Origin of the sequence: Agrobacterium sp. SORGH_AS_0440 (genome assembly GCF_031453135.1) — a bacterium.
Lineage (GTDB): Bacteria > Pseudomonadota > Alphaproteobacteria > Rhizobiales > Rhizobiaceae > Agrobacterium > Agrobacterium pusense.
Genome location: NZ_JAVIYR010000002.1, coordinates 608,494 through 628,170 on the forward strand (window position 1 = coordinate 608,494; position 19,677 = coordinate 628,170).

Below are 19,677 nucleotides of genomic sequence, written 5' to 3' on the forward strand. Positions count from 1 at the left end.
TTTAGAGAAAGAGGAAGGACATGAACCAGTAGAGCAGCGCCGCGAGCGCTGCACTGGAGGGAACGGTGACCAGCCAGGCGGCGATGATCGTCATGAAGTGGGAGCGGCGGACAAGATATCGGCGGCGTATCTCCGAAGGATTGTCGGCATATTTGTCAGACCGGCGGGGTCGGCCGTCACCAACCTGGACCAGATCCTGTCGCCTGCGGGACGATTGCGTGTACCATTCGCGGAAAAAGCCGACGCCGAACACCGCGCCGATCGCCGTATGGGTGGTGCTGACCGGCAGGCCGAAACGCGAGGCGACGAGAACGGTGAGCGCAGTTGCCACCGAAACGCAGAAGGCGCGCATCGGGTTGAGCTTGGTGATCTGCTCACCGACGAGGCGGATGAGGCGCGGGCCATAAAGAAGGATACCGCAGGAGAGCCCGAAGGCGCCGACCAGCATCACCCACAGCGGCGCACGTGCAGAGGTGCTCACCGCCTCGTCATGCAGGGCCCGCACGATGGCCACGACTGGGCCAATGGCGTTCGAAACGTCATTAGCCCCATGCGCGAAGGACATCAGGCCGGCGGCGAGAACGAGCGGCCACTGGAACAGGATGCGAAGCGACTGGTTGCGGTTTTCCAGTCCTTCCGACTGCTTGCGGATGATTGGCACGCCAAGCCGCCAGACGACAAGCCCGGTCACCAGCCCAATCAGGCTGGCGTGGCCAAGCGACACATGCATGAGCTGCCGCAACCCGACCCAGATGAGATAAGCCGTAAAAACACCCGCCATCAAACCGATGAGGACCGGCACCCACCGCTGCGCCGCGCCAATCTTGTCCTCGCGGTAAATGATGAATTCCTTGATGAAAGCAAGGATGATGATGGCTATGGCGGCGCTGATGAAAGGCGCGAGGACCCATGCGAAGGCGATGCTGCCGAGCGACAGCCAGTCCACCGCTTTTGCTCCGTAGGCGGCCATGCCCGCGCCCGCGACTCCGCCCACGACCGTATGAGTGGTTGAAATCGGTGCTCTGGTCCAGGTCGAGATATTGACGAGAAGGCCGGCGGCGAGAAGCGCAGACAGCATTGCCCAGGAGAAAACGGTTCTGTCGGGAATGGTCTCGATGTTGATGATGCCGCTGGAAATGGTTTCGACGACATTGCCGCCGGTGATCAGCGCCCCCGCAATCTCGCAGATCGCGGCGATGATGAGCGCGACGGCAAGCGGCATCGCCTTGGCGCCGACCGCGGGGCCGACATTGTTCGTCACGTCATTGGCGCCGATATTGATTGCCATATAGGCGCCGATGGCGACGGCGGCGATGATGATGACGGCGCCCGAAGTGCCCACGACAAAAGCACCGGCGAAGACCGCCGCCAGAACGACGAACATGAAGCCGGCGCCAAGGCCCGCAAGCTGCTGTGTGACATGCAGCGTCGCTTCTTCGACACGGGTAATCTTGTCGAGATCCTTGTCGAGCGTCGGCTTCATGTTTGATGGCGGCTTCAATGCCATTCAGACCTCGTTTGCCAGCATTCCCTTTCGTCCGGCAGTGTCGCAGGTTGAAGGCAATTTACAGAAAGACTGTTACATCTCGTACATCTTTCCAAAAGGAAAGACGATAAAAGCCGTGTTGGAAAAACAAACTGCAAATTGCCACACCTGGGGCGGCCGCACTATTTTGAATGCGTCATCCGTTTGTCGAAAGCGAGCATCAGCGCTTTCAGTTCCGGCTCATTGACCCGTCTGGTCGCCTCCTGGGGGCTGACCCATTCCAGTCGCCTGGATTCCTTTTCAGGAAAGCTATCCTGCATTTCGGAAACTTCGAGCAGATGCACCTGAACCCTGCATGGCACATTGATGCCGCTGTTCAGTTTTTTCTCGTATTCGTAGTAACCGAAGGGGGCCTTCTCCACCGTGCCCTTGACGCCTGCTTCCTCATAGGCTTCCTGCTCGGCTACCGCATGGGCCTTTTTATGCGCCATGGGCCAGCCTTTGGGAATGACCCATCGTCCCGTATCCCTGCTTGTCAGCAGCAGCACTTCAGGCCCCGGATTTTTCTTGGAGAACCGATAGCACAGCGCCGCATATTGCTGCCGCGGCGGTCTGCGCAACATCAAGCCAACATCTGTCGCCAATCGATTCAAAATCTTCAATCCGAATAGGTCCTTCTTTGCCTGCCTATGATAATTGCTAATATAGATATCCCGTAAATTCCGCCAATCCCCCAACCTCCATAACCCACTACTGTCTTCACGCTGATGAAGCCTGCGGAAAAGATGATGCGGCAGATTTGCGAACAAAGTTTCGACCGGGTGGTTCCCCGGCCGAACAGCCCGATTGCGGTCTCACGGATGCGTCCTTTTCACACCGCTCGCAACCAAAGCATCGATAACGGAACGCTTCAGGCGGGGCGCAGTCCCCAATGGCGCAGGCCTTCAACCACGCCGTCCGCTTCGGACGCGCCCGAGCGGAAATAACGGCTGTCGAGATCAGCCAGCGATACAAGCTCCGGCAGGGCGTTGCCGACAATGACGCCACGAATGTCCGTTAACTCGAACATCGCCCGATCATTGCCAGTATCGCCTGCGACCACTGATTCGTCGAGGCCGATACGCAATTGTCCACATAACCATGCGAGCGCCGCGCCCTTGTCGGCGGCCTTCGGTAATATATCCAGATCGCGCCCGCTGGAATAGACGATCCGGGCTTCGATATCGGCCCCGATCAGCGCAGCCTCGATATCGGCCAGTGTCGCTTCATCTGCGTCATGCAGGAACCAGCTGGACTTGAGGCCATGCTGGTAACGCTCCTCCTGCATCGTCACGCCCGGAACAGCGCTCATTACATCGGCAATTTTCTTTGGGTCGAATCCGGTGCCGAGGGAATGTGTGTAGGCGCTCTCCAGGTCGCTGCGCTCCTTGGCATGCAGCATGGTTCCGACCCCGCCGATGATGTAATCGGGCCGGGGCAGCGGCACTTCTTCCAGAAGGGCGAGCTGGTCATCCACCAGCCTGCCGCTGTTGAACACCAGAACCGGACGGCGATCGTCCGGCAATGACTGCCAGAAATCCCGGAACCGCCGCGTGGCGTCATTATCGCCCACGACGGTGCCATCGAGATCCGTTGAAAAAAGGCGAAGCGGTTTCAATCGCCGTCATTCCATGGTTCGGCCCAGTCGGCTTCCTCGAGGACCGGCATCATGGTCCTGCCTTCCACCACGGCCAGAAGCTGCTGAGCAATCCCGGTCCATGTGAAGAGGCTGCGCGCCTTATGCGCGCCCATGCGGGAGAGGCGTCCATAGAGTCGCTCGTGCTTGAACGGCTTCATCATGGTGATGCCAAGATCCTCCTTGTCGAAAGGATCGGCGAATAACGCATGGCGACCATAGCTGACGGCTCGGAACAATCCGCCGTGAATGGTAACAACGGTCGGTGTGCCGCTTGCCATCGCCTCGATGGCCGTCATGCCGAAGGGCTCGTAGCGGCTGGACAGCACGAAGAGATCGGCCGCGCGATAGATGTCGGGCAGGTCTTCATCGGCGACATAGCCGGAGAATACCACCTTGTCCTCCAGTCCGAGCGATTTCACCCGCTCCTTGAGCTGGTTGAGGATGGTGGTTTCCTGCTCGTCCATGTTCTCGCCGCCCACGGCAAGATGCAGGCGGGCCTCCGGCTCGCGCTCGGCAAGAACCGAGAAGCCGTCGATCAGCAGGTCATAGCCCTTGTTGGTAGCAAGTCGCCCGAGCGCCAGCACCACCTTGCCTTCAAATCCGAAACGCTGGCGTATCATCTGCCGTGTCGCATCCGATACCGGGAAAAAGCGGTTGTCGTCATAACCCGGCGGGATCATGTGGATGTGCTTGCGCTTTTGCCCGTAGTCTTCAATGAGGACATCGAGCTGCACCGGCGTGGTGGCGATCACCATGTCGCAGCTACGGTAGATGATGAGTTCGTGCTGGATGCGTTCCTTGAAATTGAATTCCAGTTCGAACGTATCGGCCTTTTCCGGATAGTCGGTTTCCATCTGGCGTTTTTTCCAGATGCCCAGTGAATGCGGCGTATGCAGATGCGGGATTTTCAGCGCCTCGGAAAGCCGCTGACCGGCGACGCCTGCGTCCCAGTAGTGGCTGTTGATGAAGGAGTAGTTGAGATCGTTTTTCTTGATGAAACGCAGGGCGTTTTCGCACCATTCCATCAGGTGGCGGTGCAGATATTCCTTGGGAATGAAGTCACGCCCGCCGCAGGGAATGCGCACCACGCGGACGCGCTCATCGACCTCGTCGAATTCCGGCTGGTCTTCGAAGCGCCGGGTATAAAGATCGACGGTATAACCGAGTTGGCCGAGTTTGCGTGCAAGCTCAAGCACATAAACCACCTGCCCCCCGGTATCAGCCGCGCCCAGTGGCGGATGCGCGGCGACATAGCCATGCGTCGATATGAGAGCTATCCGCGGATAGCGTTCAGTTTCGCTCGTGGTTGTCATGGGTCCCATCTTGGTAAATTTTTCCAATTAACCCGATAAAAAGACCAAAGAGCACAAAAGGTTCCATCAAAACCTGAATAAAATGGATTGCGTATTTCGCCTGAGGGCGTTTTTAACTACTCCGCTGCTGCTGCCGCAAACGGGAAATCCGGTCCCATTCCCGCGCCTGATGCGCCCTGGATGTCGTCTCAACGATGAAGTCGATGTGGGCCTCTGCCGCCGCCCGTGCCGATGCCGGATCGCCGGCGACGATGGCGTCGTAAATGGCGACATGCTGTCTCAGCACCTCGTCATGGGCGCCTGCGATACTGAAGATGATGTGGCGATTATAAAAGATGTCGTCGCTCAACAGCCGGTAGCAGGAGCGAAGCGTGTGCATAAGGACGATGTTGTGCGCCGATTCGCCGATGGCGTTGTGAAACTCCACATCCCCCGCCAGTTCCTCTTCGAAGCGGCCTGCCTCGTGCGCATCGCGCATCCGGTTGACAATGGCGGCAAGGTTGCGCCTGTCCGGTTCTGTCGCCCGCTGCGCGGCAAGTTCGGCGGTCATGCCTTCAATATAACGGCGATATTCGAGAAAATCCCGCGTCGCCCGGCTGTGGCGGGTGATCAGCGCGCTCAAGGGATCGGAAAAGACCGGCCCGACAATATCGGCGACATAAGTGCCGCCACCATGCCGGCTCACGAGAAGGCCTCGGCTTTCGAGTTCCTTCAACGCTTCCCGAAGAATAGGCCGCGAGACGTCGAGTTTCTGCGCCAGTTCCCGCTCGCCGGGCAGCCGGTCGCCATCGCGCAATATGCCGTCGAGTATCAGTTCTTCGAAACGTAAGATCACCTCCTGCGATGTGCGGCTGTGCTCGATGCGCGCAAAAAGCGTTTCGTCCATCGCAGAAGTCCCCGGCGAAATCCGCCCGTGTTTGATATCGTATAAAGTATCAGGCAAGTCTCGCACTGGTCAAATATTCTGTCCAGTTCTCTCGCTCGCTGTATCAATGCCTGCGGCAACACGGCATCTGCCTTTTTGAATTGGCTTTTGTTAAAGCGGTCCCGACAGGGGCACTACAGCGGATTTTTCTGTCAGGTGGATCAAAACAGTGACATCGGCGTCGATCGTGGTGTTGTCATCACAAACGATGCCTTAGACATCAGCCATAAAAGCGGGGACGATATCGCAATGGCAAAGGGTAGATTTGCATTCGCAAGCGCGCCGGAACGGTCGCTGGCATTGGGCGAGGTGCATGCGCGGCCGACGGTGCTGCTTGCCCCGTCGCGCATCATCATCCAGCTTGCCTTCATGATGGATGGCGGCTCGGCCGTGCACCATTCCGTCATTGCGGAAATGTCGCGCAGCCGCGGTGTTGCGCCGCCGGAACGCGATGCGCGTCACCACGCCATGCCGTGGGGGCAGGGGACCTTGCGCTGGGAGCGACATACCGAATTTTCGACCTGGTTCTGGGATGGCCCTGCGCCGGAAAAATTTGGCGGGGAGATTGCCGGCGATCCCTTCGGTGACGGCTTTTCGCCGCCCGGCTCGCTGATCTCGGGCGTGCGGCTGGAAATTCGGCCGGAGAGTGGTTTTACCTCGCAGGCGGAAACAATCTTCGAGCCGACCAGCCTCTGTCATAGCGACGTGCGCGACGGTCAGGCGGCCATCCTCACCGATTTCAGGCAGGATCGCGACGGGCTGACGCAGATATTGGTGATCGACCGGGGCCTCAGCGATTACAGCCGCGGCGCGCTGGTGCAGCGGCTGCTGGATATTGAAACCTATCGCACGCTTGCCATGCTCGGCCTGCCGATGGCGCAGACGCTCTCGCCGGAAATCCGCCGCATCGAGGATGGCTTGACGGGCATCACCCAACGCATGAAAAACGGCGCGCGTGACGAGGCGGATGCGCTGCTGGCCGAAATGACCCGGCTTGCTGCGGAACTCGAAGCCAATGCCGCCCTCAGCCTCTATCGTTTTGGCGCCAGCCGCGCCTATGACGGCATCGTGCGCGAACGCATACGGGCGCTCGCGGAAACGCCTGTTCATGGCCATGAGACGATGGGCAGCTTTCTGGAACGGCGTATGGCGCCCGCCATGCGCACCTGCCAGTCGGTGGAAGAGCGGCAGGCCAACCTGTCGCGCAAGCTCTATCGCGCCACGGCTCTGGTTCGAAGCTGGATCGATGTGGAGCTGGAACGGCAGAACACCGTGCTGCTCAACACCATGAACAAGCGCGCCGCGATGCAGCTTCGCCTGCAGCAGACGGTGGAAGGCCTGTCTGTCGCCGCCATCTCCTATTATGTCGTCGGGCTTATCGGTTATCTCACCAAGGCAATCAGCCATGATGTGCTGCCGGTCGACCCGACCGTGGTCACCGGCGTTTCTGTGCCCTTCGCCGTGCTTGGCGTCTGGTGGGTAGTGCGCCGCATCCGCCGCTCTCATGCGGAGGGCGGGCACTGAGTGTCAGCCCTGCTCCCAATAGGGTGAAGGACCGTAGAGCGCAGCGAGATAATCGATGAACAGCCGCACCTTTGCCGGCAGAAACTGCCGGCTTGGGTAGACCGCAGACAGCGTCACGTTGCGCGACCCTTCATAGTCAGGCAGGACCTGCACCAGCTTCCCGCTGCGCAATTCGTGGCCGATATCCCATGTGGAGCGCAGCGCAATGCCGAGGCCCGATATGACGGCCTCGCGGATCACCTCGCTTGAGTTGGTGATGAGCATCCCCTCCGGGCGAAGGCTGAGCGCGCCGCCGGGTCCTTCCAGTCGCCAGATGTCGTTATTATGCGCGGGCAGGCAGCGATGCTTCCTGATGTCTTCGATCGTGGCCGGCATGCCGTACGCCTTTACATACTCCGCCGAGGCGCAAAGCACGCGCCGCACCGGTGCCAGCCTGCGGGCCACGAGGCTGGAGGAGTTGAGATCGGCGATACGGATCGCCAGATCGTAACCGCCCTCGATAATATCGATGAACTCATCGCTCAGCACCAGATTGACCGACAGGTCCGGATGCCGCTCCATGAATGTCTTCAGATGTGGCGCGATATGCATGCGCCCGAAAGAGGTGGGTGCGGAAATCTTTAGCGTGCCGTTGACGGTATTGGCCCGGCCGGAGACGAAATCCTCCGCCTCTTCCAGCCCTTCGAGAACAGCCAGCACCCGTTCGTAAAAGCCTTGCCCCGCTTCGGTCAAAGAGATTTGTCGCGTGGTGCGCTGGAACAGCCGGGCACCGAGCTTTTCTTCCAATCGCTTGATGCGCTTGGAAATGACGGCGGGCGAATAACCAAGCTCCTTGGCAGCAAGCGACATGCTGCCGGAGGCGGCAACGCTGGCAAAGACTTCGAGATCACCCAGATTTGTCATAGTTGCCCTCGATTGTTTCCAGAATAGAAAAAATCCATAACATTTGATTGCGCGACTTCAAAGTGGTAAAGAAACAATACCAGTTATCGGCACGGAGGAGCGGCGGTGACGCAGCCTATAAAGTTTCTGGAGCCGCGCGCTCAGGTCTTGGCGGATCGCGAACGAATTATCGCCGACCTCAAGACCGTCCTGCCTGATGACTGTCTTGTGCACGAGCCCCGCGAACTCGTGCCTTTCGAGACCGATGCTTTCGTTTCCTATCGCCGTCTGCCGCTCGCCGTCGCTTTGCCGAGAACGACGGAGGAGGCGGCGGCTGTCATGACATATTGCCATCGCTCCGGCATTCCGGTCGTGCCGCGCGGGGCAGGCACCTCGCTTTCCGGCGGCGCTATCCCGCAGGAAGACGCCGTGGTGATCGGCCTGTCGAAAATGAGTGCGATCCTTGAGCTTGATTTTTACAATCGCACGGCGCGGGTACAGGCGGGCGTCACCAATCTCTCCATCTCCGATGCCGCAGGCGCGGAGGGTTTCTTTTATGCACCCGACCCCAGCTCGCAGCTTGCCTGCACCATCGGCGGCAATATCGGTATGAATTCCGGCGGCGCGCACTGTCTGAAATATGGCGTCACCACCAATAACCTGCTTGGCGTCAAGATGGTGCTGGTCGATGGCACGGTGCTGGAGCTGGGCGGCAAGCATCTGGATGCTGCAGGTTACGACCTGCTCGCGCTTGCCTGCGGCTCCGAAGGCCAACTCGGTATCGTGACGGAGGCAACGGTGCGCCTCATCGCCAAGCCGGAGGGCGCGCGCCCGGTGCTGTTCGGTTTCGAAACTTCCGAAGAAGCGGGCTCCTGCGTCGCGGATATCATTGGCGCGGGCATCATCCCTGTTGCCATCGAGTTCATGGACAAACCGGCAATCGAAATCTGCGAGGCCTTCGCCAAAGCGGGATATCCGCTTGACGTCGGTGCGCTTCTGATCGTGGAGGTCGAAGGCTCCGAGGCGGAAATGGACGCCATGCTGGCCGATATCGTGGCCATTGCCCGACGACATGGCGTGAAGACGGTGAAGGAATGTCAGTCGGCAATGGAGGCGGCGGCGATCTGGAAAGGCCGCAAATCCGCCTTTGGCGCAACGGGTCGTATCGCGGATTATATCTGCATGGACGGCACGGTGCCGCTCTCCCAGCTTTCCCATGTGCTGAAAAAGACGAGTGAGATCACCGATCGCCTCGGCCTGCGCGTCGCCAATGTCTTCCATGCGGGGGATGGTAACATGCACCCGCTGATCCTGTTCAACGCCAATGACCCTGACGATGCGGCCCGTGCGGAAGAAGCGGGCAACGAAATTTTGAAGCTCTGTGTGGATGCCGGTGGCTGTTTGACCGGTGAACATGGTGTGGGCATCGAAAAGCGTGACCTGATGCGCCACCAATATGGCGAGGCCGATCTCGCACAGCAGATGGCGGTGCGGGCAGCCTTTGACGAGGGCTGGCTGATGAACCCTTCCAAGGTGTTTCCGCTTGAGGGGAGGGGTTGATGGGCGCTGGTTTTATGATGTTGCAGGGTGTGGCTTACCCCCTTCTGCCCTGCCGGGCATCTTCCCCTGAAGGGGGGAGATCGGCAAGGGGAGAACACCCTGCCCATGGAACGGGTGAGTGCGGCATATCGATCTCCCCCCTTGAGGGGAAGATGCCCGGCAGGGCAGAGGGGGGTATCACTTGCTCGAAGGCAATAATCGCATGCTGACGCCCTACGCAGAAACCCAGGTCGCCGACATCATCCGCGATCATGCCACGCGCAAAACCCCGCTGAAAATCTTCGGCGGCAACACTCGCTCCGGTTTCGGCAATGCGGTGACGGCGGAGACCGTGCTAACCTCCCGTGCGATGAACGGTATCGTTTCCTACGTCCCCGCCGAAATGGTCATGACTGCCAAGAGTGGCACGCCGCTCGCAACTGTGGAAGCGGCGCTGGCAGAAAATCGCCAGATGATGGCCTTCGAACCGATGGACCATCGCCCCATCATGGGCACCCATGGCGAACCGACCATTGGCGGCGTCTTTGCCGCCAATGTTTCCGGTCCGCGCCGCTATGTGGCGGGTGCGGCGCGTGACAGCCTTTTGGGCATCCGTTTCGTCAATGGTAACGGCGAGATCATCAAGGCCGGCGGCCGGGTGATGAAGAATGTCACCGGTCTCGATCTGTCGAAGTTTCTCGCTGGTTCTTTCGGCACGCTTGGGTTCCTCACCGAAGTCACATTCCGCGTGCTGCCGAAACCGCCCGTCGAAAAAACCGTTGTCGTGTCCGGCCTTGATGACGAGGCGGCGACGCGCATCATGGCGGCGGCGATGGCGATGAGCGTCGAGGTCTCCGGCGCGGCGCATCTGCCTGAAAGCGTGCGCTCCCGCTTTATCGATGGCGGCTTGCCGGAAGGACCGGCCACCATTCTGCGTCTGGAAGGCCTTGCGGCCTCGGTGGAGGCCCGCACGGCTAAACTCCTGTCGGTCATGGATCGCGTCGGACCCTGGGCGCTGCTGGAGGGCGAGGAAAGCAGTCTTTTGTGGCGGCAGGTCCGGGATGTCGCGCCCTATGCCGGCCAATCCGCCAAGCCGCTCTGGAAAGTCTCGGTAGCGCCTTCGATGGGCCACCAGCTTGTTGCGGCGCTGCGCATGGAGGCAGGCATCGACGCCTTCTATGACTGGCAGGGCGGCCTGGTCTGGATGCAGATGGAGGCGAACCCCGAAGCCCATCTGCTGCGCGGCGCAATCCGTGCGCTCGGCGGTGGCCATGCCACGCTGGTAAGGGCGAGCGATGCTGTGCGCGCCAAAGTCGCGGCCTTCGAACCGCGCCCGGCGGCGGAAGCGCTGCTTTCCGCGCGTATCAGGGAAAAGCTCGATCCCGTGGGCATCTTCAATCCCGGCAAGATGGCCGTAACGATGGAAAGGGCCGTCTGAACCATGCAAACATCCTTCACGCCTGAGCAGCTGGCCGATCCACATGTGGCGGAATCCGAAAAAATCCTGCGCAAATGTGTGCATTGCGGCTTCTGCACCGCCACCTGTCCCACCTATGTCACGCTTGGCAACGAACTGGACGGCCCGCGCGGCCGCATCTACCTCATCAAGGACATGCTGGAAAACAGCCGTCCGGCCGACCGCGAGGTGGTCACCCATATCGACCGCTGTCTTTCCTGTCTTGCCTGCACCACCACCTGTCCCTCCGGCGTGGATTACATGCATCTGGTCGATCATGCCCGCGCCCATATCGAGCAGACATACAAGCGCCCCTTCATGGATCGGCTGATCCGCAATCTTCTGGTCGGCATATTACCCCATCCTGCCCGTTTCCGGCTGGCCCTGCATCTGGCCCGTCTGGCACGGCCTTTCGCCGGTCTTTTTGCAAAGGCTCCCGCGCTGAAACCGCTGCAGTCCATGCTTGCTCTCACGCCGGCCGCGGTCCCTCCAGCGTCGGCGTCAAGCCGCCCGGGCGCTCGACCGGCCGAAGGTGAAAAGCGCGGGCGCGTCGCCATTCTCACCGGCTGCGCCCAGCCGGTGCTTGATCCCGGTATCAATGAGGCGACGCTGCGGCTGCTTACGCGGCTCGGTATCGAGGTCGTTGTGCCGAAAGGGGAGGGCTGCTGCGGTTCGCTGGTGCATCATATGGGGCGGGAGGAAGAGGCGCTGGCTTCTGCTCGGCGGAATGTCGATGTCTGGACGCGCGAGATGGAGAATGGCGGTCTCGACGCCATCATCATCACCGCGTCGGGCTGCGGCACCACCATCAAGGATTACGGCCATATGCTTCGGCTTGATCCGGCCTATGCCGAAAAGGCCGCGCGGGTCTCGGCTCTGGCAAAGGACATCACCGAATACCTCGCCACGCTCGATCTGCCGCAACAGCAAAGCCAGGGGCTGACGGTCGCCTATCATTCCGCGTGCTCCATGCAGCACGGTCAGAAGATCACGCTTGCGCCGAAACAACTGCTGAAGGCGGCGGGTTTTGCCGTGCGTGATCCGGCGGAAGGGCATCTCTGCTGCGGCTCGGCCGGAACCTACAACATCCTGCAACCGGAAATTTCCGGCAAGCTCAAGGCGCGCAAGGTGAAGAACATCGAGGCCACGCGGGCAGATGTCATCGCGACAGGAAATATCGGCTGCATCACGCAGATCGGAACCGGCACGGACATGCCGATCCTGCACACTGTCGAGCTTTTGGACTGGGCTTATGGCGGGCCGAAGCCGGCTAGACTCTCGGTTTAGAACGCCGCGCACCAGTAAAGCCCGTCGTGCATGAGAAAAGTTTCGCCTGAGCGTCGTCGCTCTCGTTTCCTCATCCCTGTGCTTGTCACTGGGATCCAGCCAGTCCTTGGGCCGAGAAGATTCTTTCCGTCACGCAGACGCGCATCGGCCAGATTCCTGTGACAAGCACAGGAATGAGGTTGAGGGGATGCCCATCGGCTGCCAGATGTGCCCCGCTTCCCAAGCCACCACTAAAACTTATACGCCACACCGAAATTCACCGCATTGGTGATGATGTCGGTCTTCAACGAGCCACCATTGTCGATATCGACATCGACGAAGGAATAGGTGCCCTTATATTCCACGAAGGTCGACCAGCTGTCGGTGATGCGGTAGCTGAGGCCGGCCTGCGCCTGCAGCGTTGCGCCGCCGAACTGGTATTCGAAAGTCTTGCCGGAGGGGCGGTACACTTCCACATGCGGCACGTTGATGCCGACGCCGGCGCCGACGTAAGGGGTGATCGGCAGGGATTCCAGCGGAAAGCGGTAGAGCGCGTTCAGCGTCAGTAGGTTCAGGCCGTCGGTGAATTCGAAATGCGACCAGCCTGAGCGGGCAAGCGTCTGGTCATCGGCATAGACCTTGTCATGGGTGAAATCGAGCGAGATACCGAAATTCCGGAGCTGACCCTCATCGAACCAGTAGGTGCCGCGCACGCCCCAGTAGGGCGGGTTGGAAAAGGACTTGCCTTCCCATCCGGCGCGGAAATCCGGACCGTCGGAAACTTTCACATCGCTGTGCGGTGCGCTTTGCCAGCCGCCGTAACCGGAAATTTCGAATTCGCCCGCGATTGCGGCAGAGAAGGAAACGCCGCTGAAGAGCAGGGCGCAAACAAATGAAGTATGGCGCGGCATGAAGTGAATCCAGATTGATATCAGTAATTCACCAAACCGTTTTTTGATAACATTTGAATGACAGAAACGAAAAACGGGCGGTCGATTGACCACCCGCTTTAAGGCCGTTCCGTCATCCCCCTGAGAGAGGTTCGGCGCCTGGCGTCCCCCGCCAAGTCTCATTCCGCTGAAGTGAGCCGGATTGTACCGCCGCAGGGCGGTAATTCAAGCGGATAAGCCGATACGCCCGTTCCGAAGCGGCCGGAAAGGCTGAACCGTTGCCGTCATATCACAATGACCTTGGTTCCGACGTTGACGCGCTCATAGAGATCGGTGACATCCTCGTTGCGCATGCGGATGCAGCCGGAGGAATTGTTGCTGCCGATCGTCCAGGGCTGGTTGGTGCCGTGGATCCGGTAAAGCGTCGAGCCGAGATACATGGCGCGCGCGCCCATCGGGTTGGCGGGGCCGCCTTCCATGAAGGCCGGCAGGTAATGTCCTTTTGCCGCCTCTCGGGTGATCATTTCCTTCGGCGGGGTCCAGCTCGGCCATTCCGCCTTACGGGTCACCTTGTGAGTTCCAGCCCATTCGAAACCGGGCTTGCCGACGCCGACGCCATAACGCCGGGCCTTGCCATCGGCAAGCACGAGATAGAGGAAACGGTTCGGCGTATCGATGACGATAGTGCCGGGTTTTTCATTGGTCGGATAGGTGACGATCTGCGGCAGGAATTGCGGCGCGATCTGGGTACGCACCGGCGGATTGGGGCGTACGGCGGCATTCTGCACCCGTGCCGGGCGCTGCGATGTGACGCCGGAGCTGGGTCGCTGCGGCATTGCGGCCTGACGCTGCTGGAAGAACGGCTGGCGCGCGGCAGGTGCGCGCGGATAGACAACGGGGCGCACGTTGCCGCGGCCGCCGAGCTGGGTTACCCATGGCGCGGAAAGATCCGGGCTGACGACGACGGGCGGACGCTCGCGATAACGTTCATTGGCCATGGCGGCAGGGACGGCGAGGGTGGAAACAAGGCTCAACGCCAGGAAAACGGACTTCATCGTCATCGGGTGGACTCTCTCTGCGGGACGTCGCAACTATGGATTTGCGGGATCATTCTCCCGCTTTGCCGAACACGTTCGCACCTTGACGCCAGCGAATCGTAAATGGCTGTTCATTAAAAAGCGCTTGATTAAGGAAAGCTGATTTTAGGGTTAGCACCCCGTTTTGAAACGTGGTGAATGAGTGGTAAGTGCAGTCTTTAAGTGGTCGCAGGCGGAGTGGAAAAGGTGGTCGCGGAAATGATCGAGGCGGGACTTGAAACGGGCGCGGATGGCCTTGTTCGGTGCTTCTGGCAGCAGGGGCTTGCGGATTACAGCCGATATCACGACGAGGAATGGGGTTATCCCGTCACCGATGATCGCCGCCTGTTTGAGAAAATTTGCCTGGAGGGCTTTCAGTCCGGCCTCTCCTGGCTGACGGTGCTGCGCAAGCGGGAGGCTTTCCGTCTTGCATTCGCCAATTTCGAGTTCGAAAAAGTGGCCGAGTTCGGCGAGGCCGATATCGAGCGCTGCCTCGCCGACAAGGGCATTATCCGCCATCGCGGCAAGATTGTTTCCACCATCAACAACGCCCGCCGCGCCGTGGCTCTGCGGGACGAGTTCGGGTCGCTCGCCCGATATTTCTGGGGTTTCGAACCGGCTGCCGCAGAAAGGCCGCAAAGGCTGGACTATGCGACTTTAAGGGCCAATCCCACTAGCGCCGCCTCCATCCGCCTTTCCAAGGATCTGAAGAAGCGGGGCTGGACCTTTGTCGGCCCGACGACCGTCTATGCATTCATGCAGGCCATGGGTATGGTCAACGACCATATCGAAGGCTGTCATTGCCGCCAGCCGATAGAGGTCATGCGGCGGGAGTTTGTACGTCCATGAAGGTAACCCCCCTTCTCCTGGCGCTTGCCATGGCCATGGCCGCCGTGCCGCACCCCTCCTTTGCGGAAGGCCGCAACGTCGACGGTATCTGGCTGGATGACGGCGAAAGGCTTAAGGAGGTGGCGTTGCCACCGGCCGGCCCGCTGAAGCTCGAGGGCTGGACGCGCCGCGGGCGCGGCGATGTTTATCGTCTGAAGGTGAAGGCAGGGCAGACGGTGAAGGTCGAGCTTGCCGCCTCGAGCGAATTCGTGTTGATGGCGATCTTCGATTTTTCGACCCCGGATGAAGATGCGATTTTCTTCAGCGATTCCCAGGGCAAGGTGGCGACGCTGACACCAAAGGCAGATACCGAGTGGTTGATTCGCCCGACGCTCATTCTCGGTTCGCCGCGCCGCGGGCTCGGTGCGCATTATACACTTACTGTCAGCGCCGGCGAATAAAGCCGGAAGCTGGCTCAGGCCGTCTGGGTTAATACGATCAGGCCAAAGCTCAGGATACCCAGCAGCAAGAGAGACAGGCTGGCAGCGAGGATGACCTTGCCGCCGGCGTGGCGAAGGCTGCGGATATCGACCGACAGGCCCAACGCCGCCATCGACATGATGGTGAGGATGTTTGAGAGAGAGGCGACGGGGGCAAGCAGGACTTCAGGGATGAGACCGAATGACCGGGCCATGATCATCAGCACGAAGCCGATGATGAACCACGGAACCATCTGCTGCAATCTGAGGCGTCCCTTGTCGGACCGGCCGTGGACGACGGAGAGGGTGGCGATGACAGGTCCCAGCATCAGCACGCGGATGAGCTTCACGATGGTGCCGGTTTGCACGGCAATCGCGCCAAGCGGGGCGGTGGCGGCCAGAACCTGCGGCACGGCATAGACCGTAAGCCCGGCGAAGATGCCGTATTGGGTGGCGTCGAGCCCGAGAAGCTGCGGCAGGAATGGCATCAAAAGCACGGCGGCGACACCGAGAACCGCGGTAAAGGCAATCGAGGCGGCGACATCTTCCGGCTTGGCGCCGATGGCAGGTGCCGCAGCGGCAATGGCGGAATTGCCGCAGATGGAATTGCCGCAGGCAATCAACGTCGCGAGCTTGGGCGGGAGGCCGAGCATCCGCCCGGCGGCATAGCTGACGACCAGTGACAGCGCGACGATCAGCGCAATGCCGCCTATCAGCAGACCGCCCGCGCCCTTGAGGATGGACAGGCTGAGTGATGCACCGAGAAGCGCCACGGCGATTTCAAGCAGGGTCTTGGCGCTGAACTTTATGCCGGCGGAAGCGGCTGCGGGCAGAGCCACCAGCGAACGCAGCATGGTCCCGATCAGAATGGCGAGAACGAGATCGCCAAGCCAGGCATGGCCCGCAAGCCGCACCTGAAAGCGCTCCGCCAGAATGGCGGCGCAGCTGACGGCCGAACAGATGAGAATGCCCGGAAGAAGCGGGGCGAGCCAGCGGAGCGAAAACTGGAAGGGATGAGCAAGGGTGCGATGTTGGGCCATGACCAGACCATGCCGCAGCAGCCTGTTTTATTCTATCAAATAATATGGCATATATTATTCGATAAAATCGAATGAAAAACCATGACCTTTGAGCAGCTCCGTATTTTCATAGCCGTAGCCGAACGCGAGCACCTCACAAGGGCTGCGGAAGCCATCGGTCTGACCGCCTCCGCCGTCAGCTCCGCCATCAAAAATCTCGAAGCCTTTTATAATGTCGAACTGTTCCACCGCGTCGGACGCAACATTGAGTTGACTGAAAGCGGCCGGGTTTTTCTGGGTGAAGCAAAGGCGACATTGGCGCGTGTGCGCAATGCGGAACTAATTCTCTCCGAAATGGGCGGGCTGACGCGCGGCGAAATCACCGTCTGCGCCAGCCAGACCATTGCGAGCTACTGGCTGCCGCCGATCCTGATGCAGTTTAAGAAGCTCTATCCCGGTGTCACCGTGCGGCTGGATATCGGTAATACCAAGACCGTGACGCAGGCTGTGCTGGACGGTCTTGCGGAGGTGGGTTTCATTGAAGGCAGGATCGATGAGCCGGCTCTGATGGTGCAGCCGGTGGTGTCTGACAAGCTTCTGGTCGTCACGGGCTCCGCCCACCCCTTTGCCGATGGCCGTTATCTCACCGCGCTGGATATCCTCTACGGCACTTCATGGGTTCTGCGCGAGCAGGGCTCCGGCACCCGCTCCGCCTTCGAGGCGGCGGTGCGGCAGATGGGCGTGGATCCGGGTGAACTCTCGGTCATGCTTGAACTGCCGTCCAACGAGGCGGTGGTGATGGCGGCACGCTCCGGCGGGGCTGCGACGGCGGTTTCAGCCTCAGTGGCATCCCTCTTCCTGCGGCAAGGGCTGCTCGTTCGCGCTGGTATTGATCTGCCCGCCCGCAACTTCGCTTTGTTGCGCCACAAGGAACGCCACACCAGCCGGGCAGCCATGGAGCTGGAACGCCTCAGCCGCGCGGCATCGGAGGATTACAAGGCCGGTCTTGCGGGGTTATAGTAAAGCGCGGGGTGGCAGGCGGCGTTCGCGCGTTCGCCGTTGTATGGGAAAGCTGTCGCAAGTTTCTTCTCCCCGCCGGGGGAAGAAATATGCAGCAAAGTTGCCGGAGGAGCGCCATAGCCGGCGCTCCCCTTCAACAATAGCAATCACTTGCCCCTGGACTTCAGCCAGGCCTTCATCATGGCGATTTCGCCTTCCTGCGCCTTGATCACTTCTTCGGCCAGCTTGCGGATTTCCGGGTCCTTGCCGTATTGCAGTTGGACCTTGGCCATATCGATCGCCCCCTGATGATGCGGGATCATGCCGCGCACGAAATCGACGTCGGCATCGCCACTATAATCGATTGCCATATTGCCATGCATCTTTTTGCTGGCTTCCATGAACGCCTGGGTGGAGGCGCTGTCGCTCATGCTGCCTTTTGACATGTCGTGTCCGGCATGGCCGCCCGCGTCCTGTGCAAAAGCGGGCATGGCGAGAGAGGCCGCAAAAGCGGCGGCGAGCGTAATGGTCTTGATAGACATGGATTATCCTTCCTGTGTCTGACGGATTTTTCGAAAGTCGGTCTGAAAAATCTGTGGTCAGGCGCGGGGAGGCGGTAGCGGCGGCGCGAAAGCCTTGCCGTCAAACATAGTGCCGCGTTGCGGCTTCGCATAGGCGAATGCCATCCGCCCGGCATCGGCAAAGATCATTCGTGGAACCACGATCAGGCAGGCGGCGCAGGAATCCGGATGCGAAGCATCGTTGCCGTGGGGGCAGCAACCGCCCGTTCCCGCTTCATGAGCGGCATTCTCCGCAGGCGTTTGAGAACCGTGACCTTGCGGGTGTGATTGGGTATCTTGATGTTTCATCGGCAAATGCGAGGAAACAACCATGCCTGTCGGCATGCTCATCGCCATCTGCGCCGGCATCGCGCCGTAAAGCAGGCAGGCAAGGAACATCAATGTGCGGACCACATGGGACATGATGTGAAGTTACCGCTGAAATTATGGAATAAGCATGACGATCAGGTAAGTTCGCGTGCAATGACGTGGTGCACGATGCGATAGTCCCCGCTTTCCTCGCCAAGCGGCGCGAGCGGCCATTCCCATGCAGCGGCTGGCGCGGGAAGCTCAATGCCGTGCAGCAGGTCTTCGTGCTGGTGCAGGCTTCCATCCTTGCCGATGACGTCAAAGGCGGTGTCCGTCACGAGGCACACCTTGCAGGGCAGACCGGCCAGCGCATCGAGATGCGTATGAATGAGTTTCGGCAGGAGATCATCAGGCGCAGCCGCTATTTTCTGTCGTTCCAGCCGATGCTGTGCACCCGTACCGATCTGCGACAGCAGGTTGGCCGAGACGACAAAATCGAGATAGGGCACCCGCCGCAGGAAATCGAGCGGTTCCGCCGGTCGGCCGGCTATGAGATCATCGAAGCCGGAAAGATCGCGATTGGCGACGCGGACATTCTTTTTGGCGTTGAGCCGCAACTTCACCTGCACGCTGGCGAGATGTACCAGATCGACCAGAACGACGGTATCGAACATCGCCACCAGCGCCTCATGGGGTACATCCCGCAACAGGCCGGACCCCAGCACCACGGCGGTCCGTCTCTGCTTCAGCTTTCTCGCCGATTGCAGCACGAACTGCCGGCTGTTGTTTTCATGCTCCGCCCAGGCTTTGGCGCAACGATTGGCGCGTGCCCAGAGATTGACGGAATAGCGGATATGCGGCCGGAATTCTTTCGGCGTGACCGCGCGTGTCGCGGCATATTGCAGGGCTTCGAGGATCATGAATGCCTAACGGTAAATTTCGCGGCGATGGCCGATTTCGACCACCAGCACGACGAGCTTATGATCCTGTATATCGCAGATGATGCGATAATCGCCCACCCGGTAACGCCAGAAATTTCCAAGTTCGGAACCTTGCAGGGCGGCACCTGTCTGGCGCGGATTGTCTAGCGCCGCTACTCTCTCTTGAAGGAAAGCGCGGATACGCTGACGGGCCTGCGGATCGATTTTCCGCATCTCTTTCTGGACAAGACTATCGTATTCAATTGTCCAGATCACGCCAGAACTCCTCGGCGCTTATCACCTTTGATTCACCGCGCTGGAGGCGCCGCGTCGCCTCTTCAGCAAGATAGAGATCCTCCATGTCCTCGATATGCTTCTCGATCGCCTCGCGAATGTAATAGGCAGATGTGCGTCCGGTGCGCTCGGAAAGCGCTTTCAGCCGCTCATAGGTCTCATCCGGGAGGCGGATGGCCGTCTGTTTGCTCATCGCTTGCGTCCTTTCCGACTAAAATGGGATACATGCATCCC

21 protein-coding genes are annotated in these 19,677 nt (G+C 60.0%); 7 read left to right on the forward strand and 14 right to left on the reverse strand.

Annotation, left to right across the window (positions count from 1 at the left end):
• Nucleotide 1: 1 nt before the first annotated feature.
• From QE453_RS12210 to QE453_RS12230, 5 genes are all read right to left on the reverse strand, one after another.
• Entirely contained in the window at nucleotides 2-1,507 is a 1,506-nt protein-coding gene (locus QE453_RS12210) for an inorganic phosphate transporter (protein WP_006699491.1), read from the reverse strand.
• A 161-nt stretch (nucleotides 1,508-1,668) separates the two neighbouring features.
• The gene (locus QE453_RS12215) at nucleotides 1,669-2,109 is read right to left on the reverse strand and encodes an NUDIX hydrolase (protein WP_034495984.1); all 441 of its coding nucleotides are present in this window, start codon (nucleotides 2,107-2,109) and stop codon (nucleotides 1,669-1,671) included.
• Nucleotides 2,110-2,396: 287 nt separating this feature from the next.
• On the reverse strand, nucleotides 2,397-3,143 hold the full coding sequence (locus QE453_RS12220) for an HAD-IIB family hydrolase (RefSeq protein ID WP_184285253.1): 747 nt from the start codon (nucleotides 3,141-3,143) through the stop codon (nucleotides 2,397-2,399).
• On the reverse strand, nucleotides 3,140-4,486 hold the full coding sequence (locus QE453_RS12225; protein WP_168247074.1) for a glycosyltransferase family 1 protein: 1,347 nt from the start codon (nucleotides 4,484-4,486) through the stop codon (nucleotides 3,140-3,142). Before QE453_RS12225 ends, QE453_RS12220 begins: the two co-directional genes overlap by 4 nt.
• Nucleotides 4,487-4,589: 103 nt before the next feature.
• Complete coding sequence (locus tag QE453_RS12230; protein WP_309777143.1) at nucleotides 4,590-5,363, reverse strand: FadR/GntR family transcriptional regulator; 774 nt, start codon at nucleotides 5,361-5,363, stop codon at nucleotides 4,590-4,592.
• 288 nt (nucleotides 5,364-5,651) lie between these two features.
• Here QE453_RS12230 and QE453_RS12235 point away from each other — a divergent pair, with 288 nt between their 5' ends.
• Nucleotides 5,652-6,926: a DUF3422 family protein gene (locus QE453_RS12235; protein ID WP_113380991.1), complete on the forward strand. Its 1,275-nt coding sequence runs from the start codon at nucleotides 5,652-5,654 to the stop codon at nucleotides 6,924-6,926.
• Nucleotides 6,927-6,929: 3 nt separating this feature from the next.
• Here QE453_RS12235 and QE453_RS12240 read toward each other — a convergent pair whose 3' ends face one another.
• Nucleotides 6,930-7,829, reverse strand: coding sequence for a LysR family transcriptional regulator (locus QE453_RS12240; RefSeq protein WP_113380959.1), 900 nt, complete (start codon nucleotides 7,827-7,829; stop codon nucleotides 6,930-6,932).
• A gap of 105 nt (nucleotides 7,830-7,934) precedes the next feature.
• Between QE453_RS12240 and QE453_RS12245 the strand changes: the two genes are divergently transcribed.
• The 3 genes from QE453_RS12245 to glcF all read left to right on the forward strand — a co-directional run bounded on the left by QE453_RS12245 (nucleotide 7,935) and on the right by glcF (nucleotide 12,090).
• Complete coding sequence (locus tag QE453_RS12245) at nucleotides 7,935-9,368, forward strand: FAD-linked oxidase C-terminal domain-containing protein (RefSeq protein ID WP_113380960.1); 1,434 nt, start codon at nucleotides 7,935-7,937, stop codon at nucleotides 9,366-9,368.
• A gap of 202 nt (nucleotides 9,369-9,570) precedes the next feature.
• Nucleotides 9,571-10,785: an FAD-binding protein gene (locus QE453_RS12250; protein WP_309777144.1), complete on the forward strand. Its 1,215-nt coding sequence runs from the start codon at nucleotides 9,571-9,573 to the stop codon at nucleotides 10,783-10,785.
• Between the two features lie 3 nt (nucleotides 10,786-10,788).
• Entirely contained in the window at nucleotides 10,789-12,090 is a 1,302-nt protein-coding gene (gene glcF, locus QE453_RS12255) for a glycolate oxidase subunit GlcF (RefSeq protein ID WP_309777145.1), read from the forward strand.
• A 230-nt stretch (nucleotides 12,091-12,320) separates the two neighbouring features.
• On the opposite strand, the gene QE453_RS12260 is transcribed toward glcF, so the two are convergent.
• Nucleotides 12,321-12,980 carry an outer membrane beta-barrel protein gene (locus tag QE453_RS12260; RefSeq protein ID WP_004440172.1) on the reverse strand — a complete coding sequence of 220 codons (660 nt, stop codon included), beginning with the start codon at nucleotides 12,978-12,980 and terminating at the stop codon, nucleotides 12,321-12,323.
• A 263-nt stretch (nucleotides 12,981-13,243) separates the two neighbouring features.
• Nucleotides 13,244-14,020, reverse strand: a complete 777-nt coding sequence (locus tag QE453_RS12265; protein ID WP_112766546.1) for a L,D-transpeptidase — start codon at nucleotides 14,018-14,020, stop codon at nucleotides 13,244-13,246.
• 234 nt (nucleotides 14,021-14,254) lie between these two features.
• On the opposite strand from QE453_RS12265, the gene QE453_RS12270 reads away from it, so the two are divergent.
• Nucleotides 14,255-14,884 carry a DNA-3-methyladenine glycosylase I gene (locus QE453_RS12270; RefSeq protein ID WP_004440176.1) on the forward strand — a complete coding sequence of 210 codons (630 nt, stop codon included), beginning with the start codon at nucleotides 14,255-14,257 and terminating at the stop codon, nucleotides 14,882-14,884.
• Nucleotides 14,881-15,324, forward strand: a complete 444-nt coding sequence (locus tag QE453_RS12275; RefSeq protein WP_004440178.1) for a hypothetical protein — start codon at nucleotides 14,881-14,883, stop codon at nucleotides 15,322-15,324. Before QE453_RS12270 ends, QE453_RS12275 begins: the two co-directional genes overlap by 4 nt.
• A gap of 14 nt (nucleotides 15,325-15,338) precedes the next feature.
• On the opposite strand, the gene QE453_RS12280 is transcribed toward QE453_RS12275, so the two are convergent.
• Complete coding sequence (locus tag QE453_RS12280; RefSeq protein WP_072494016.1) at nucleotides 15,339-16,382, reverse strand: YeiH family protein; 1,044 nt, start codon at nucleotides 16,380-16,382, stop codon at nucleotides 15,339-15,341.
• A gap of 81 nt (nucleotides 16,383-16,463) precedes the next feature.
• Between QE453_RS12280 and QE453_RS12285 the strand changes: the two genes are divergently transcribed.
• Entirely contained in the window at nucleotides 16,464-17,381 is a 918-nt protein-coding gene (locus tag QE453_RS12285) for a LysR substrate-binding domain-containing protein (protein ID WP_004440182.1), read from the forward strand.
• Between the two features lie 146 nt (nucleotides 17,382-17,527).
• Here the strand turns inward: QE453_RS12285 and QE453_RS12290 are convergent, their stop codons facing one another.
• From QE453_RS12290 to QE453_RS12310, 5 genes are read right to left on the reverse strand one after another with little or no spacing between them, the layout of a single operon-like run.
• The gene (locus tag QE453_RS12290) at nucleotides 17,528-17,902 is read right to left on the reverse strand and encodes a DUF305 domain-containing protein (protein ID WP_004440183.1); all 375 of its coding nucleotides are present in this window, start codon (nucleotides 17,900-17,902) and stop codon (nucleotides 17,528-17,530) included.
• 57 nt (nucleotides 17,903-17,959) lie between these two features.
• Nucleotides 17,960-18,343, reverse strand: coding sequence for a hypothetical protein (locus QE453_RS12295; RefSeq protein WP_234904862.1), 384 nt, complete (start codon nucleotides 18,341-18,343; stop codon nucleotides 17,960-17,962).
• Between the two features lie 41 nt (nucleotides 18,344-18,384).
• The gene (locus QE453_RS12300; protein WP_112766541.1) at nucleotides 18,385-19,149 is read right to left on the reverse strand and encodes a hypothetical protein; all 765 of its coding nucleotides are present in this window, start codon (nucleotides 19,147-19,149) and stop codon (nucleotides 18,385-18,387) included.
• A 6-nt stretch (nucleotides 19,150-19,155) separates the two neighbouring features.
• Entirely contained in the window at nucleotides 19,156-19,425 is a 270-nt protein-coding gene (locus QE453_RS12305; protein WP_184285262.1) for a type II toxin-antitoxin system RelE/ParE family toxin, read from the reverse strand.
• Nucleotides 19,409-19,636: a DUF6290 family protein gene (locus tag QE453_RS12310; RefSeq protein ID WP_107339072.1), complete on the reverse strand. Its 228-nt coding sequence runs from the start codon at nucleotides 19,634-19,636 to the stop codon at nucleotides 19,409-19,411. The genes QE453_RS12305 and QE453_RS12310 overlap by 17 nt, the downstream gene beginning before the upstream one ends.
• Between the last annotated feature and the right edge of the window lie 41 nt (nucleotides 19,637-19,677).